We start from the raw sequence: 15,416 nt of genomic DNA on the forward strand, positions 1-15,416 counted from the left end.
GAGGGGCGTGCGAGCACTTTCTGAGTCCGGCGCGTGACCGGATGGTTACCCCCCGCCGAGAACCCCGATGCGGATCGGACGCATGTCCGAGAAGATCGATTCCATGGCCGAGTACGAAACCCACGTGACGGTGCGCTGCCCCGGCCCGCCGGAGCTGGCACGTCTCGAAACGTGGGCCGGGGAGCAGCAGTTGAAGGTGACGCACATCGTGCTGGCCCGGGGCCGGATGGTGTCGCAGCCGATGCTGACGCTGCCGGACCGCACGGGGCACGAGGCGCTGGTGCCGCGGCTGCGGGCGGCCGGCTTCGAGCCGGTCCGGGTCAAGGTGGAGACCGTCCCCTGGACCACGGACCGCCCGGGGCCGGGCGGCGGCTACTTCGAGCACCACCTCAAGCTGCTGCTCCCGGCCGACTGGGACCGCCCGGCCCTGGAGTCCCTGGCCTCCCGCCACGCGGCGCACGTGTCCTGGAACGCCCGCCGCGCCGCCGCCGGCCTGGCCGGGGGCCGCCACGAACGCTTCGTGACCCAACGCTGCCGCGGCACGGCCCCGCAGGCCACGGCCGCGTGCGACGCGCTGGCAGCGGCACTGGCGGGGGCCGGGTACGAAATCCGCTCGGAGGAGCGGGAGTTCGTGCTGTACGACAGTGACCTGTCGGTGGACGACGGGTGGATCGAGCAGGGGGACGCGCGATGACGTGGGGGAAGTTCGACTGGAGCGACGACGAGCTGCCGAGGGAGCCGCTGGGCGAGGAGACGCGCAGGGCGCGGGACCTTCCGCTGACGCTGCGGCCCGTGGCCGGGAGCGACGTGCGGCAGCGATCGGTCTTCGACCCGTCCCTGAAGCACTTCAGCCGCGCCTATCGGGCCGGTGACCCGGTCTTCGACGATCCCGAGCGGACGGCCGCGTGGCTGGCGGCGCGGCGGGCGGCGATGGACGCCGTACTGCTGACGGTCTCAGAGTCGCGGTGGGGGGACGCACTGGTGCTGCGAGGGAGCGTGCTCCTCGCCGACTGGTTCGGGGAGGCCGCGCGGGAGCCCGGGGATCTGGACTTCGTGGTCGTACCGCGGAGCTGGAACATCGACGACGCGCAGACGGCGCGGATGCTCGAAGGGATCGCCGCCGACGCGGCCGGGCGGGCCGGGGTCAAGGAGTCCGGCGCGGTCTGCGAGGACATCTGGACGTACGACCGGGTCCCCGGCCTGCGGATGGTGCTGCCCTGGGAAGTACCCGGGCTGCCGGCCGGACAGGTCCAGATGGACTTCGTCTTCAACGAGCGGCTGCCCGCCGAACCCGAGCCGGTGGAACTGGTCTGCGGAGCAGTGGTCCTGGCGGCCTCGCCTGCCCTCTCCCTGGCCTGGAAGCTGCTGTGGCTGGTCGGCGACGCCCACCCGCAGGGGAAGGACCTGTACGACGCCGTCCTGCTGGCCGAGCGGTATCCCCTGCCGTACGCGCTGCTGGACCAGGTGTTCCGGCTCGCGCCCGAGCAGCCGCTACCGAACCCCGGGGTCACCCTGGAGGACATCGCGGCGTACGGGACCGTCGGCCACGAGTGGCGGCACTTCATCGCCGAGTATCCGGGGATCTCCGGCTCCGAGGAGGACCACGCCCGGCGCCTGCTGACGGCACTGGCGCCCACCTTCGCGGCAGCCCCGAAGGCTCCTAGGCCGGCTCGACGCGGACCGCGCAGGTTTTGAATTCCGGCATGCGGGAGACCGGGTCCAGGGCCGGATTGGTGAGGGTGTTGGCGCGGCCCTCGCCCGGCCAGTGGAACGGCATGAAGACCGTGTCCGCGCGGATGGCGTCGGTGATGCGGGCCGGGGCCACCGCGCGGCCGCGGCGGGAGGTGACCGCGAGCGGGGTGCCGTCGACCGCGCCGATACGGGCCGCGAGGCGCGGGTGGAGTTCCACGAAGGGGCCCGGCGCCGCCTCGTTGAGCTCGGCCACGCGGCGGGTCTGCGCGCCCGACTGGTACTGGGCGACGACCCGGCCGGTGGTGAGCAGGAGCGGGTACTGCGCGTCGGGGACCTCGGCGGCGTCGCGGTGGCAGGCGGCGGTGAAGCGGGCCCGGCCGTCGTCGGTGGCGAAGGCGTCCAGGAAGAGCCGCTCCGTGCCGGGGGAGCCTTCCGGGCAGGGCCAGAAGACGCCCTGCTCCGCCTCGATGCGGGCGTAGGAGATGCCGGAGTAGTCCGCGGGGCCGCCGGCCGAGGCGCGCCGCAGTTCCTCGAAGACCTCCTCGGGGGCGGTGGGGAAGCCCTTCTCGACGCCCAGCCGGGCCGCCAGGCCGTGCAGGACCTCCAGGTCGCTGCGCACGCCCGGCGGCGGGGACAGGGCCCGGCGGCGCAGCAGGACGCGTCCCTCCAGGTTGGTGGTGGTGCCGGTCTCCTCGGCCCACTGGGTGACGGGCAGGACCACGTCGGCGAGGGCGGCGGTCTCGGAGAGGACCACGTCGGCCACCGCGAGGAAGTCCAGGGAGCGGATGCGCTCCTCGACGTGTCCGGCGTGCGGGGCGGAGACCACCGGGTTGGAGCCCATCAGGAGCAGGGCCTTGACGTCCGTGCCGAGCGCGTCGAGGAGTTCGTACGCGCTGCGGCCCGGGCCGGGGAGGGTGTCGGGGTCGACGCCCCACACGCCGGCGACGTGCGCCCGCGCCGCCGGGTCGGTGAGCTTGCGGTAGCCGGGGAGCTGGTCGGCCTTCTGGCCGTGTTCGCGGCCGCCCTGGCCGTTGCCCTGGCCGGTGAGGCATCCGTATCCGGAGAGCGGGCGGCCGGCGCGGCCGGTGGCGAGGCAGAGGTTGATCCAGGCGCCGACGGTGTCGGTGCCCTTGGACTGCTGCTCGGGGCCGCGGGCGGTGAGGACCATCGCGGCGGAGGGCTCGCAGAACATCGCGACGGCTTCGCGGAGCTTGGGCACGGGTACGCCGGTGATCCGCTCCACCAGCTCCGGCCAGTGCGACATCGCGGCCGCCCGGGCCTCCTCCCAGCCGGTGGTGCGCGCGGCGATGAACTCCTCGTCGGTGCGCCCCTGCGCCACCACCAGGTGCAGCAGGCCCAGGGCGAGCGCGAGGTCGGTGCCGGGGCGGGGGGCGAGGTGCAGGTCGGCCTGCTCGGCGGTCCGCGTGCGGCGCGGGTCCACCACGATCAGCGTGCCGCCGTTCTCGCGCAGTTCCCGGAAGTAGCGCAGGGCCGGGGGCATGGTCTCGGCGGGGTTGGATCCGACGAGGATCACGCAGCCGGTCCGGGGGATGTCCTCCAGCGGGAAGGGCAGGCCCCGGTCGAGCCCGAAGGCCCGCTGGTGCGCGGCGGCCGCCGAGGACATGCAGAAGCGGCCGTTGTAGTCGATCTGCGAGGTCCGCAGGGCGACCCGGGCGAACTTGCCGAGGGCGTAGGCCTTCTCGTTCGTCAGGCCGCCGCCGCCGAAGACGCCGACCGCGTCCGGTCCGTACGCGCGCTGCGTGCGGGCGAGTCCCCCGGCGACGGCGTCGAGCGCGTCCTGCCAGGTGGCCGGGGCGAGCTGCCCCGCGCGGGTCCGCACGAGCGGCTCGGTCAGCCGTGCCCGGGAGGACAGAACGGCGGGGGCGGTGCGGCCCTTCCCGCACAGCGCGCCCTGGTTCACGGGGAAGTCCCGCTCCTCCACCGTGACGCTGCGGCCGCCCGGCTCGGGGCGCAGGTTCATGCCGCACTGCAGCGCGCAGTACGGGCAGTGCGTGGCGGTGGCGGCGGCAGCGTCCGGGGTGTGCATACGGCCCAGCGTGCGACGGCGGTGTTACGGGCGGCCGCCGCCCCGCGTTACGGCCGGGGGTGTTCGGCCTCAGCGCCGCCCGGCGGTCCCGGTGAGGGGGCCGGGGGCGGCGCGCGCGTACCGCGCCCCCGGGGCTACTGCCCGGTGAGGTGCTTCGCCGTCAGGCCCGCCGTCCAGCCGCCGTCGACCGCGAGTTCCGCGCCCGTCACGTAGCCGGCGGCGTCGGAGAGGAGGAAGACGACCGCCGACGCGATCTCCTCGGGCAGGGCCACCCGGCCCAGCGGGGCGCCGGGGTGGTTGCCCTCGCCGGCCTGGATGCCGACCGGGGCGGTCATCGGGGTGAGCGTCATGCCGGGATGTACGGAGTTGACGCGGATCCGGGCCTCGGCGAGTTCGACCGCGCCGATCTTGGACAGGCCGCGCACGCCCCACTTGGAGGCGCCGTACCCGGCGGTGAGCGCGAGGCCGGTGAGCCCGGCGGCGGAGGAGATGTTGACGATCGAGCCGCCGCCGTTCGCGCGCAGCAGCGGTATCGCGGCCTTCATGCCGATGAACACGCCGACGAGGTTGATCTCGACGACCCGGCGGAAGTGCTCGACGCTCTCGTGCTCCAGGAACTGGCCGGTGGCGATGCCGGCGTTGTTCACCAGACCGTCGATGCGGCCGAACTCGGCCACGGCGTGGTCCAGGGCGGTCTGCCAGTCGGCCTCGCTGGTCACGTCGTGCCGCAGGAAGCGGGCCGCGTCCCCGAGCTCCGCGGCGCTCTGCGCGCCCTCAGCCTCCAGCACGTCGGTGATCAGCACCCGGCCGCCACCGTCGACGACGGCCCGCGCGGCCGCCGCGCCCAGACCGCGGGCCGCGCCGGTGATGACGACGACCTTGCCGCTCAGATCCACGACGGCCACGGTTCCCCACCCCTGATGCTCGTGCGTGCGTGCGTGCTTGCGGCTGTTCGAACCAGCCGGGCGGCGCGTCAGTCTGCCAGAGCACCCAGGGCCCGCGACACCCCTTCCTCCTTGGGCCCCAGGAAGCGCGGCTGCGGCTGGAAGACCGCGTCCAGCACCGCCTTGCCCGCCGCGAAGACCTCGCGGGCGCCGCCGTAGTACCAGGTCGCGTCGTGTACGTCGGCCACCCCGACCCCGTACGCGTCCAGGCCCGCGGCCTGGCACAGGGCGACGGCCCGGCGGATGTGGAAGCCCTGGCTGATCAGCACCGCCCGCCGCACCCCGAAGATCTTCCGGGCGCGGACGCAGGAGTCCCACGTGTCGAAGCCCGCGAAGTCGCTGACGATCCGCCCGTCCGGCACCCCGTGGCCCGTCAGGTACGTGCGCATCGCGTCGGGCTCGTCGTACTCGGTACGGCTGTTGTCCCCGGTGACCAGCACCACCTTGACCTTGCCGGCGCGGTACAGCTCGGCGGCGGCGTCGAGCCGGTCGGCCAGGTAGGGCGTGGGGCGGCCGTTCCACAGGCCCGCGCCGAAGACCACGGCCACCTCGGCGGCGGGCGCGTCGGCCGTGGTGCGCAGCCTCGGGGCGGCCGCCGCGTGCGTCCAGGCCGAGGGGAGCAGCGCCAGCACGCAGGCCGCCATGACGGCCTGCACCGTGCGCCGCCGCGCCCGTACGGTGCGCGGCAGCAGCGCCCCGGCCCGGCGCGCGATGCCGTTCGGCAGCGGTCTCAGGCACGTGAGCGGTCTCGGGCGCGTGAGCGGTCTCGGGCGCGTTCTGCGCATGACGGTTTCCCCCTGGTAGTACCGGTCGTACCTGCTCAGGACGCCGGCCGCGGGCACGCGGTTTCAGCCGCCGGTCACGCCGCCGCCGCACGCGGCGCGCCCCGGCCCGGTGAGGAGGTGGAAAACACCTGTCACCCCCGCGCAACGCCCACGCAACCTCCGCCCCGCAGGATCGGTTCATGACGGAGCCGGTGCACCCTCGCGAGTCCCTGCCCCTCCCGCTTCCCCCCGCCACCACCGCGGAGCTGCTGTCGCGGATCACCACCCAGCTCGGCACGCAGCTCAGCGGTCTGCGCCCGCCCCGGTCACGGCCCCGAGAGCACGGAGTCCCCGTATGCAGCCCACCCTCGTCGCCGTGGCCCACGGCAGCCGCGACCCCCGCGCCCCGCACACCGTCCTCGCGCTCCTGGAGCGGGTCCGCGAGCTCCGCCCCCGTCTCGACGTCCGGCTCGGGCACATCGAGCTGAACCGGCCACTGCTCGGCGACACCCTGCGGGATGCCACCGGGTCGGCCGTCCTGGTGCCGCTGCTCCTCGGGCGCGGCACGCACGTCAAGCGGGACCTGCCGGCCGCCGCCGCCCGCGCGGGGCACCTGCGCACCCGGATCGCCGCCCCGCTCGGGCCGCATCCGCTGCTCGTCGAGGCTCTGTTCGAGCGGCTCCTGGAGGCCGGCTGGACCCCGGGCACGGCGGTCGTACTGGCCGGCGCCGGGTCCCGTGACCCCGACTCCGCCGCCGACAGCCGGCACACCGCCGCGCTGCTCGGCGAACGCCTCGGCGGGGTGCCCGTCGTGCCCGCATACGCCTCCGCCGCGCCCTCCGTGCCCGAAGCCGTGCGCGCGCTCGCCGCCCGGGGCCGCCACCGGGTCGCGGTCGCCTCGTACTTCATCGCGCCCGGCCGCTTCGCCGCCCAGTGCGCGGCCGCCGCTCCGCTCGGCGCCCACCCGGCGCTGGCCCGGCTGGTCGTACAGCGCTACGAGGAGGCCCTGGCCCACCCGGGCCACCCGCTGGAACTGGCCAGCGCCTCCCTCGCGTGAGACCCCGTCGGTTCGGATTGCTCGGATTGTCGGTGTCTGCGGTTAACGTCTGAGCATGGAAGGCACAGCGCACGCCCCCGCATCCGCCCCGGCATCCGACCCCGCACCGGCGGCCTACATCCCGGCCGACACCGAGCGCTGGGCCGCCGAGCCCGACAAGCGCCCCGGGCGCACCGCCTTCCAGCGCGACCGCGCCCGCGTGCTGCATTCCGCCTCGCTGCGCCGCCTCGCCGGGAAGACCCAGGTCGTCACCCCCGGCACGCGCTCGTACGACTGGGACGCGAGTCCTCGTACGCGGCTCACCCACTCCCTCGAATGCGCGCAGGTCGGCCGCGAGCTCGGCGCGGCGCTGGGCTGCGACCCCGACCTCGTCGAGGCCGCCTGTCTGTCGCACGACATGGGCCACCCGCCGTTCGGGCACAACGGCGAGGAGGCGCTCAACGAGTTCGCCAAGGACTGCGGCGGCTTCGAGGGCAACGCCCAGTCGCTGCGGCTGCTGACCCGGCTGGAGCCCAAGCGGTTCGTCACCGATCCCGCGAGCGGCGAGCTGGTCAGCGTCGGCCTCAACCTCACCCGGGCCTGCCTGGACGCCGCCACCAAGTACCCCTGGGCCCGCGGGGACCACCCCACCGACCCCGGTTCGGTGAAGTTCGGGGCGTACGACGACGACCTGCCGGTCTTCGAGTGGCTGCGCCGCGGCGCGCCGGCGGACCGCAAGTGCTTCGAGGCCCAGGTGATGGACTGGGCCGACGACGTCGCGTACTCCGTCCACGACTTCGAGGACGGCCTGCACGCCGGCCACCTCGACCCCAACCTGCTCTTCGCCGAGCCCGAGCGCACCGCCATCTGGCGGGTCGCGATCGGCCGCTACGTGCCGGCCGACACCGAGCCCGAGGAACTGCGGGAGGCGCTGGACCGTTTGCTGGAGCAGGAGTGGTGGCCGCACGGCTACGACGGCTCGGCCGTGGCCCAGGCCCGGCTGAAGGACGCCACCAGCCAGCTGATCGGCCGCTTCTGCCTGGCCGCCGAGGGCGCCACGCGCGAGGCGTACGGCTCCGGCCGCCTCACCCGGTACGCGGCGGAGCTGGTGGTCCCGCGCGAGGCTCGCAACGAGTGCGCGGTGCTCAAGGCGGTCGCCGACCTGTACGTCATGCAGCGCGACGAGCAGGAGCGGATCCGCGCCGACCAGCGCATCGTCCTGGCCGAACTGGCGGAGGCGCTCAGTGCCCGCGCGCCGGAGGGCCTGGACCCGCAGTTCCGGGCGATCTTCGATGCCGCGCCGGACGACAAGGCCCGTAAACGCGCGGTCATCGACCAGATCGCGGCTCTCACGGACGCCTCCGCGCGCTCCCTGCACGCGCGCCTCACCCTGCGCACGCGACGCGCCGAAGGGTGAGCTGATCGGGCCACTCCCCCTTCACGCGGCAGGCTCAGTGCGGGACGCTCGCATGTGGTCGCATGTGGCGGAGAGGTTATGAGGAGGCATCAGGTGGTCGACGCACACCGGACGTTCGTCATTGTCGGCGCAGGGCTCGCCGGGGCAAAGGCGGCCGAAACGCTGAGGTCCGAGGGGTTCACCGGGCGGGTGATCCTGATCGGTGACGAGCGCGACCATCCCTACGAGCGACCCCCGCTGTCCAAGGGGTACCTGACGGGGAAGGAGGAGCGCGACAGCGTCTTCGTGCACGAGGCGTCCTGGTACGCGCGCTCCGACATCGAGCTACACCTGGGCCAGCCGGCGGTGCAGCTGGACCGGGACGCCAAGAAGGTGGTCCTCGGCGACGGGACGGCGCTGCACTACGACAAGCTGCTGCTGGCCACGGGCGCCGAGCCGCGGCGCCTCGACATCCCCGGCACGGAGCTGGTCGGGGTGCACCACCTGCGCCGGCTCGCGCACGCCGAGCGGCTGCGCAAGGCGCTGGCGGGCCTGGGCCGGGACAACGGCCACCTGCTGATCGCGGGCGCCGGCTGGATCGGCCTGGAGGTGGCCGCGGCGGCCCGCGGGTACGGGGCCGAGGTCACCGTGGTCGAGCCGGAGGCCACTCCGCTGCACGCGGTGCTGGGTCCCGAGGTGGGCCGGCTCTTCGGGGACCTGCACACCGACCACGGGGTGCGCTTCCACTTCGGGTCCCGGCTGACCGAGATCGTCGGGCACGACGGCATGGTGCTGGCCGCCCGTACGGACGACGGCGAGGAGCACCCGGCGCACGCCGTCCTCGCGGCGATCGGGGCCGCGCCGCGGACCGCGCTCGCCGAGACCTCCGGGCTCGCCCTGGTGGACCGGGAGCACGGCGGCGGCATCGCCGTGGACGCCTCGCTGCGCACCTCCGACCCGGACGTCTTCGCCGTCGGGGACGTGGCCGCCGCCCACCACCCGGTGCTCGGGGCGCGGCTGCGGGTCGAGCACTGGGCCAACGCGCTCAACGGCGGTCCGGCCGCGGCGCGGGCGATGCTGGGGCAGGAGGTCAGCTACGACCGGGTGCCGTACTTCTTCTCCGACCAGTACGACGTGGGCCTGGAGTACTCGGGGTACGCCCCGCCGGGCGGCTACGACCAGGTGCTGATCCGCGGCGACGTGGGCAAGCGGGAGTTCATCGCCTTCTGGCTGTCGGACGGGCGGGTGCTGGCCGGGATGAACGTAAATGTGTGGGATGTCACCGAACACATCCAGTCCCTGATCAGGTCGAAGGCGCCGGTGGACCGCGAGAAGCTGGCGGACCCGTCAGTTCCGCTTTCGTCACTGGTGCCGGCGGAGGGGGCCTGACGGGTTTGTCGGTGTCCGGCCGTAGACTTCGTGCGTGGCAGGACGGATCAACGACGACGACGTGAAGGCGGTACGGGACGCGGTCCCGATCGACGCCGTGGTCTCCGACTACCTCCAGCTGCGCAATGCGGGCGGCGGCAACCTCAAGGGCCTGTGCCCCTTCCACGACGAGAAGTCCCCGTCCTTCCAGGTCAGCCCCAGCAAGGGTCTCTACCACTGCTTCGGCTGCCAGGCGGGCGGGGACACCCTCGACTTCATCATGAAGATCGACCACCTCTCCTTCTCGGAGGCGGTGGAGCGCCTGGCCGGCCAGGCCGGCATCACCCTGCGGTACGAAGAGGGCGGCTACACCGCCGGCACCAGCGGCCGCGGCGAGCGCATCCGGCTGGTCGAGGCGCACAAGGCCGCCGCCGATTTCTACGTCGAACAGCTCGACGGCGCCGAGGCCGAGATCGGCCGCAAGTTCCTGGCCGAGCGCGGCTTCGACCAGGCCGCGGCCGCCCACTTCAGCGTCGGCTACAGCCCGGCCGGCTGGGACCACCTGACCCGCTTCCTGCGCGGCAAGGGCTTCAGCGACAAGGAACTGATCACCTCCGGGCTCGCCCAGGACAGCCGCAGCGGCAAGCCGATCGACCGCTTCCGGGGCCGGCTGATGTGGCCGATCCGCGACATCAGCGGCGAGGTGGTCGGCTTCGGCGCGCGCAAGCTGCGCGACGACGACAACGGCCCCAAATACCTGAACACCCCCGAGACGGCCATCTACAAGAAGTCCCAGGTGCTGTACGGCATCGACCTGGCGAAGAAGGAGATCGCGAAGACCTCCCGGGCGGTCGTGGTCGAGGGCTACACCGACGTGATGGCCTGCCACATGGCCGGGGTCACCACCGCGATCGCCACCTGCGGCACCGCCTTCGGCGGCGACCACATCAAGATCCTGCGCCGGCTGCTGATGGACAACGCCACCGCCGAGGTGATCTTCACCTTCGACGGCGACGCGGCCGGGCAGAAGGCGGCGCTGCGCGCCTTCGAGGACGACCAGAAGTTCGCCGCCGAGACCTCGATCGCCATCACCCCGGGCGGCATGGACCCCTGCGACCTGCGCCTCGCCCAGGGCGACGCGGCCGTGTCCGGACTGGTGGAGTGCCGCACTCCGCTGTTCGAGTTCGCGCTGCGGCACATCGTGGCCCGGCACAACCTGGAGAACCCGGCGGGGCGCGCCGCCGCGCTGGACGAGGCGGCGCCGGTCGTCGCCAACATCAAGAACATCGCCATCCAGCACGAGTCGGCGGTGCAGCTGGCGGGGATGCTCGGCATCCGCGACGAGCAGTTCGTCGTCAAGCGGGTGGCGCAGCTGGCCCGCTGGGCCCGCGATCGCGGCGGCCAGCCGCAGCAGCAAGGCAGGGGTGGTGGCGGCGGCCGTTCCTACGAGGCCGCCCCCTCGCCCGCCGACCGGCCGGCCGGCGGCCCCGCCCTGAACCTGCGCAGCCCCGCCCACCGCACCGAGCGCGAACTGCTCAAGCTGGCGCTCCAGCGCCCCGCCCTGGTCTCCCCGGCCTTCGACGCGTACGGGACGGACGAGTTCACCGCCCCGCCGTACGCCGCCGTGCGCCAGGCCGTCCAGGACGCGGGCGGCGCCTCGCTCGGCACCGAGGACTACCTGGCCCGCGTCCGCGAGGCCGCCCCGAACGACACCGTCCGCGCGCTCGTCACGGAGCTGGCGGTCGAGGCCATCCACGCGAAGACGGTGGACGAGATCTACGCGGGGGTCCAGCTGGTCCAGGTGCGCCTGCGCGCCGTCGACCGCCGGGTCCACGAGATCCAGGGCACGATGTCCCGGCTGGGCCCGCAGGCCCCGCCGGAGCAGCTGGCCGCCGTCCAGGAGGAGTTGTGGGTCCTCCAGCAGTACGGGCAGCGCCTGCGCAACCGCGGGGCCGAGGGCCTGTAGGACCCCGGCGGGGCCCCGGGTTCAGCGTCTGAACCAGTCGCCGCCCGGTATCTCGGTGCCGGACTCCCGCAGGTCGCGGGCGAGCAGCGGGGACGCCAGGTAGACCCAGGCGCGTACCGGCGTGCCGTCGGGCCGCAGCGCCTCGCGGGCGATCCGGTCGTATACGTTGCCCGGGCGGCCCGGGCCCCCGTACTCCTCCAGCAGGTCGAGTTCGGCCAGCAGCTCCCCGTACGCGCCCGGCGCGGCGGTGATCAGCTCCCCGACCACGGTCGAGCCGGGGCGGTCCGTCGCGTACGGGTATCCGGGGCCCGCGTACAGCGCCGCGTCCGGGAGCCGGGCGGGCTCCTGCGCGACGGTGCGGCCGCGCAGGAAGAGGTCGTGGTTGACCTCGCCCGGGCGCAGCGTCCCGTAGACGAAGAACGGCAGCGGCGCGGTCGGAGCGGGCGGATCGGGTGGATCGTGTGGCCGAACGACCGATGTCATGGGGCCCTCCCTCGGATACGACGGGGCAGTCGGCGTGCCTGGCCGAAAGTACCGAATCGGCCTGCGGACTCCACCGTACGCACCCCTGTTACACAACCTCCCGGTACCCGTGACCCTCGGCGTCTACCGTCGGTCACCACTGCTCCCGGCCCCCTCGGTTCTGCCTCCATGACGCCTTCGTCCCGCCGTTTCACCGCCGCCCTCCTGTGCGCCTGCGCACTCGCCGCCGGCGGCTGCGCCGCACCCGGCGGGCTGGGCCCGGGCGCCCGGGTGTCCCCGGTGTCGGTCCAGCCGCGCCCCGAGTCGCTGTGGCCCGCCTGGGTCGAAGCGCCCGGCGCCGCGGTGGGCCGGCGGGAGGCTCCGCCGACGCCGCTCAAGGACGCGCCCGAGGTGGGGCCGCAGGGGCTCGCCGCGGTGGATCCGGCCGAGGTCATGCGCGCGGACCCGCGGATGCGGCCGTACGCGGACAAGGGCCGGATCACCGGTCCCGGGCGGGCCGGGCTGCGTCCGGCCGTCCACCGGGACCTGACCGGGGACGGGAAGCCGGAGCTGATCGTCGCCGCCGACATCGCGACCGGCCGTACGGTGCTGGCCGTGTACTCGGTGGTGCGCGGCAAGGTCGTCGCCGTCCTCCACACGGTCGGCCGGCAGATGGCCGTCGAGGCCGTCGGCACCGACCTGCTGGTCCGCACCGCCTCCGACGACGGCGCCGAGCAGGCCGTCCGCTACCACTGGGACGGCGACCGGATGACGGTGGTCAACGACGAGAAACGTTTCCTCAAGCCCGGCCCCGGCTGCGAGACCGACACCGACGTCAGACCGGCCCCGACACCCGGCTGCCCCGCCGAGAAAGGACGGAGCGCCCCGTGAAGCCCGCCCTGATCCGCTGCCGCCACCTGCTGCGGGCTCTCGGCCTGCGCTGGAAGATCTCCGTCCTGCTCGCCGTCGGCTGCTCGCTCGTCGCGGTCGCCATCGGCCTGCTGATCCACGACGCCCGTGCCCGCCAGATCGGCGAAGCGGCGCGCGAGAGCGCCACGAACCAGTTGATCCGGGTCCGGCAGGTGTACGAGCTGACCGGCCGGCTCGACGCCGACAAGGTCGGCGAGGCCGATGCCCGGGTCGACTCCGAGGAGTTGCCGGACGCGCTGCGGGCGGCGGCCCTCAACGGGAGCCGCACCACCTACCTCGACATGAACGGCCCGGAGCCCTCGGTCTGGGCCGCCCGGCCGCTCGGCGGCGAGCACGTGCTGTCCGTACGGCAGTCCCTGGCGGCCCAGCGCGAGGAACTCGCCGAGCTGGACGGGCAGCTGGTGGCGTACGGGGCCGTGATCGTGGCGCTCGCGGCGGCCGGCGGGGCGGTGCTGGCCAGCCGGCTGAGCAGGGAGCTGCGCACGGCGGCGGAGACGGCCCGCCGGATCAGCGCGGGCGAACTGGACGCGCGGATCGGCCCGTCGGGGCTGCCCGGGACGCGGGACGAGGTCGCCGAGCTGTCCTCGGCCGTGGACACGATGGCGGCCAGCCTCCAGCGGCGGCTGGAAGCGGAGCAGCGGTTCACCGCCGACGTGGCGCACGAGCTGCGCACCCCGCTGACCGGGCTGCACACGGCCGCCGAACTGCTGCCGCCGGGGCGGCCCACGGAGCTGGTACGGGACCGGGTCTCGGCGCTGCGCACGCTGACCGAGGACCTGCTGGAGGTGGCCCGGCTGGACGCGAACCGAGAGGAGGCGCAGTTGGAGGCGCACCTGCTGGGGCCCTTGGTGGAGTCGATCACCCGGCGCTCGGGGGTGGCGGCCGAGGTCGAGGGCGCGCGGGGGTCGGCGTACGTCAGCACCGATGCGCGGCGCCTCGAACGCATCCTGACGAACCTGCTGGTCAACGCGCGGCGGCACGGTCGGGGCCCGGTCACGGTGACGGTGGCGGGGACGACCGTGACGGTACGGGACCGGGGCCCGGGCTTCCCGGAGAAGCTGCTGCGCGAGGGGCCGCAGCGCTTCCTGACGGGCGCCGCCGAGCGGGGCCAGGGCACCGGGCTGGGCCTGACCATCGCGCTCGGTCAGGCCCAGGTCATCGGCGCCCGGGTGGCCCTGGCCAACCCCCGGCCCACCGGCGCCTGCGCGACGGTGCTGCTGCCCCCGGCCTGACCCTTGGGACGGCGCGGAATCACCCGGACGGGGTGGTGGTCGCGGGTGGCCTTGTGACCTGGCCTGACCTGCGGAAACAATCCCGGAGTGGGGGGAGCGCGGGCCGAGCTGACGGGGCATCAGCAGGCGCGTGCCCGGCGGTCCGGGTTACCTCGGAGAACACGACCCCGTGTCCCCAGGACCCCGTGTCCCCAGGAGAGCCTCCATGCGCCGAAGCACCGCCCACGCGCTCACCGCCGCCGCGCTGACCGCCGTCGCGTTCACCGGCCCGGTGGCCGGTGCGGTCGCCGCCGTGGACCTCGGCATGGTGAGCTTCGCGCCCGGCGACTTCGCCCGCCTGGAGGTGTGGCCCAAGTCGGCCGCCCCCGGCACCACCGTCACCGTGAACACCACCGCCTGCGGCCACTCCAGCCATGCCGACGGCGATGCGACGACGGTCGGCGGCGGCCGCTTCAAGCTGGTCCCGGGCACCCACAAGGAGGTGGTCGTGGGACAGTTCCAGGTCGCCCGCGACACCCGCCCCGGCACCTACGGCATCGGCGCGACCTGCGCGAACGGCAAGTTCGCCACCGGCGACCTCGTCGTCACCGAGCGCGGCCCGCAGGGCCACGTCAACACCGGGGTGGGCGGTGGCACGACCACCACCACCAACCCCGCCAAGATCGCGGCGGGAGCGGCAGTGCTGGCCGTCACCGCCGTCGGCGGTACCTGGCTCCTGCGTCGCCGGGCGAGCGGCACGCGGAGCTGACGGACGCCCACCGCGGCTCCGGCCGCGGTCCGACCGGTACCGTCCCCCGTCGCCCGCCCCGCGAGGTCCCCCCCGTTCGCGGGGCCGGGCGACGGCCACTCACCCCGCACCGATACAGCCGAGGGGGCACGCATGGGTGGCGCCTTCCGGAGCGACCGGACCCCCACCGCCCGTCACGTGGGGCTCGTCGCACTCTCCGCCTGCGTCGGCATCTGGCTCGTGAGCAGCGGCTCCCAGGAGCGGATCGGGCCGCCGCTGCCCTCCCCCGCCGAGGCGCTCAGCGCCCTGACCGCCCAGGCCGCGGGCCCCGGCGTCACCCCGCTCCCCGGCTCGCCGCCGACCCGGATCCGCATTCCGTCCATTCGGGTCGACGCCCCGCTGACCGGGCTCGGCCTGGAGCGCGACGGCAGCCTCCAGGTACCGCCGCCGGCCCGGGGCGACCTGGCCGGGTGGTACCGCGAGGGCACCACCCCCGGCGCCACCGGCACCGCCGTCATCGCCGGGCACGTGGACAACGCCACCGGCCCGGCGGTCTTCTACCACCTGGGCGCGCTGCGCCGCGGCGCCGTCATCGAGGTCCCGCGCGCGGACGGCCGTACAGCCGTGTTCACCGTGCACGCGGTCGAGGTCTACGACGCCCAGGCCTTCCCCGATTCGCGGGTGTACGGCCCGTCGGCGCGCGCCGAGCTCCGGGTCATCACCTGCGGCGGCGGCTTCTCACCGCGCAGCGGCTACCACGGCAACGTCGTCGTCTTCGCGCACCTGACGGGGACGTACTAGTGTCCTGCGCCGGAGATTCGTCGGCAGAAACGGGCGAGGGAGTCGAGGATC

Annotated in this window: 13 protein-coding genes and 1 pseudogene; 10 read left to right on the top strand and 4 right to left on the bottom strand. The window is 74.4% G+C overall.

Annotated features, from left to right (window positions below):
• Positions 1 to 82: 82 nt before the first annotated feature.
• Positions 83 to 694 (top strand): hypothetical protein, encoded by a 612-nt coding sequence (locus tag ACFWBF_RS23245; protein WP_385605080.1) that lies wholly within the window; start codon positions 83 to 85, stop codon positions 692 to 694.
• The gene (locus ACFWBF_RS23250) at positions 691 to 1,695 is read left to right on the top strand and encodes a nucleotidyl transferase AbiEii/AbiGii toxin family protein (RefSeq protein ID WP_385605083.1); all 1,005 of its coding nucleotides are present in this window, start codon (positions 691 to 693) and stop codon (positions 1,693 to 1,695) included. The genes ACFWBF_RS23245 and ACFWBF_RS23250 overlap by 4 nt, the downstream gene beginning before the upstream one ends.
• Here the strand turns inward: ACFWBF_RS23250 and ACFWBF_RS23255 are convergent.
• The 3 genes from ACFWBF_RS23255 to ACFWBF_RS23265 form a co-directional block, all read right to left on the bottom strand.
• Positions 1,661 to 3,739: a molybdopterin oxidoreductase family protein gene (locus ACFWBF_RS23255; protein WP_385605086.1), complete on the bottom strand. Its 2,079-nt coding sequence runs from the start codon at positions 3,737 to 3,739 to the stop codon at positions 1,661 to 1,663. The genes ACFWBF_RS23250 and ACFWBF_RS23255 overlap by 35 nt on opposite strands.
• A gap of 134 nt (positions 3,740 to 3,873) precedes the next feature.
• Positions 3,874 to 4,644 carry a glucose 1-dehydrogenase gene (locus ACFWBF_RS23260; RefSeq protein WP_385605089.1) on the bottom strand — a complete coding sequence of 257 codons (771 nt, stop codon included), beginning with the start codon at positions 4,642 to 4,644 and terminating at the stop codon, positions 3,874 to 3,876.
• A gap of 68 nt (positions 4,645 to 4,712) precedes the next feature.
• On the bottom strand, positions 4,713 to 5,327 hold the full coding sequence (locus ACFWBF_RS23265) for a vancomycin high temperature exclusion protein (protein ID WP_385605113.1): 615 nt from the start codon (positions 5,325 to 5,327) through the stop codon (positions 4,713 to 4,715).
• A 320-nt stretch (positions 5,328 to 5,647) separates the two neighbouring features.
• Here ACFWBF_RS23265 and ACFWBF_RS23270 point away from each other — a divergent pair.
• The 4 genes and pseudogenes from ACFWBF_RS23270 to dnaG all read left to right on the top strand — a co-directional run bounded on the left by ACFWBF_RS23270 (position 5,648) and on the right by dnaG (position 11,213).
• Positions 5,648 to 6,504, top strand: a pseudogene (locus ACFWBF_RS23270) (sirohydrochlorin chelatase).
• A gap of 55 nt (positions 6,505 to 6,559) precedes the next feature.
• Entirely contained in the window at positions 6,560 to 7,900 is a 1,341-nt protein-coding gene (locus ACFWBF_RS23275; protein ID WP_385605092.1) for a deoxyguanosinetriphosphate triphosphohydrolase, read from the top strand.
• 93 nt (positions 7,901 to 7,993) lie between these two features.
• Positions 7,994 to 9,268 carry an NAD(P)/FAD-dependent oxidoreductase gene (locus tag ACFWBF_RS23280; protein ID WP_385605094.1) on the top strand — a complete coding sequence of 425 codons (1,275 nt, stop codon included), beginning with the start codon at positions 7,994 to 7,996 and terminating at the stop codon, positions 9,266 to 9,268.
• Between the two features lie 34 nt (positions 9,269 to 9,302).
• Positions 9,303 to 11,213 carry a DNA primase gene (dnaG, locus tag ACFWBF_RS23285; RefSeq protein ID WP_385605097.1) on the top strand — a complete coding sequence of 637 codons (1,911 nt, stop codon included), beginning with the start codon at positions 9,303 to 9,305 and terminating at the stop codon, positions 11,211 to 11,213.
• Between the two features lie 21 nt (positions 11,214 to 11,234).
• Here dnaG and ACFWBF_RS23290 read toward each other — a convergent pair whose 3' ends face one another.
• Positions 11,235 to 11,696 carry a gamma-glutamylcyclotransferase family protein gene (locus ACFWBF_RS23290; protein WP_385605099.1) on the bottom strand — a complete coding sequence of 154 codons (462 nt, stop codon included), beginning with the start codon at positions 11,694 to 11,696 and terminating at the stop codon, positions 11,235 to 11,237.
• 168 nt (positions 11,697 to 11,864) lie between these two features.
• Here ACFWBF_RS23290 and ACFWBF_RS23295 point away from each other — a divergent pair, with 168 nt between their 5' ends.
• The 4 genes from ACFWBF_RS23295 (at position 11,865) to ACFWBF_RS23310 (ending at position 15,365) form a co-directional block, all read left to right on the top strand.
• Positions 11,865 to 12,566, top strand: coding sequence for a hypothetical protein (locus ACFWBF_RS23295; RefSeq protein ID WP_385605102.1), 702 nt, complete (start codon positions 11,865 to 11,867; stop codon positions 12,564 to 12,566).
• Positions 12,563 to 13,837 carry an ATP-binding protein gene (locus ACFWBF_RS23300; protein WP_385605105.1) on the top strand — a complete coding sequence of 425 codons (1,275 nt, stop codon included), beginning with the start codon at positions 12,563 to 12,565 and terminating at the stop codon, positions 13,835 to 13,837. Before ACFWBF_RS23295 ends, ACFWBF_RS23300 begins: the two co-directional genes overlap by 4 nt.
• A 205-nt stretch (positions 13,838 to 14,042) precedes the next feature.
• A complete protein-coding gene (locus ACFWBF_RS23305; RefSeq protein ID WP_385605108.1) occupies positions 14,043 to 14,585 on the top strand; it encodes a hypothetical protein in 543 nt (180 codons plus the stop codon).
• Between the two features lie 132 nt (positions 14,586 to 14,717).
• Positions 14,718 to 15,365, top strand: a complete 648-nt coding sequence (locus tag ACFWBF_RS23310) for a class F sortase (protein ID WP_385605110.1) — start codon at positions 14,718 to 14,720, stop codon at positions 15,363 to 15,365.
• Positions 15,366 to 15,416 lie beyond the last annotated feature (51 nt).

The sequence above is a fragment of the Streptomyces sp. NPDC060028 genome, from assembly GCF_042736725.1.
Taxonomy (GTDB): Bacteria; Actinomycetota; Actinomycetes; order Streptomycetales; family Streptomycetaceae; genus Streptomyces.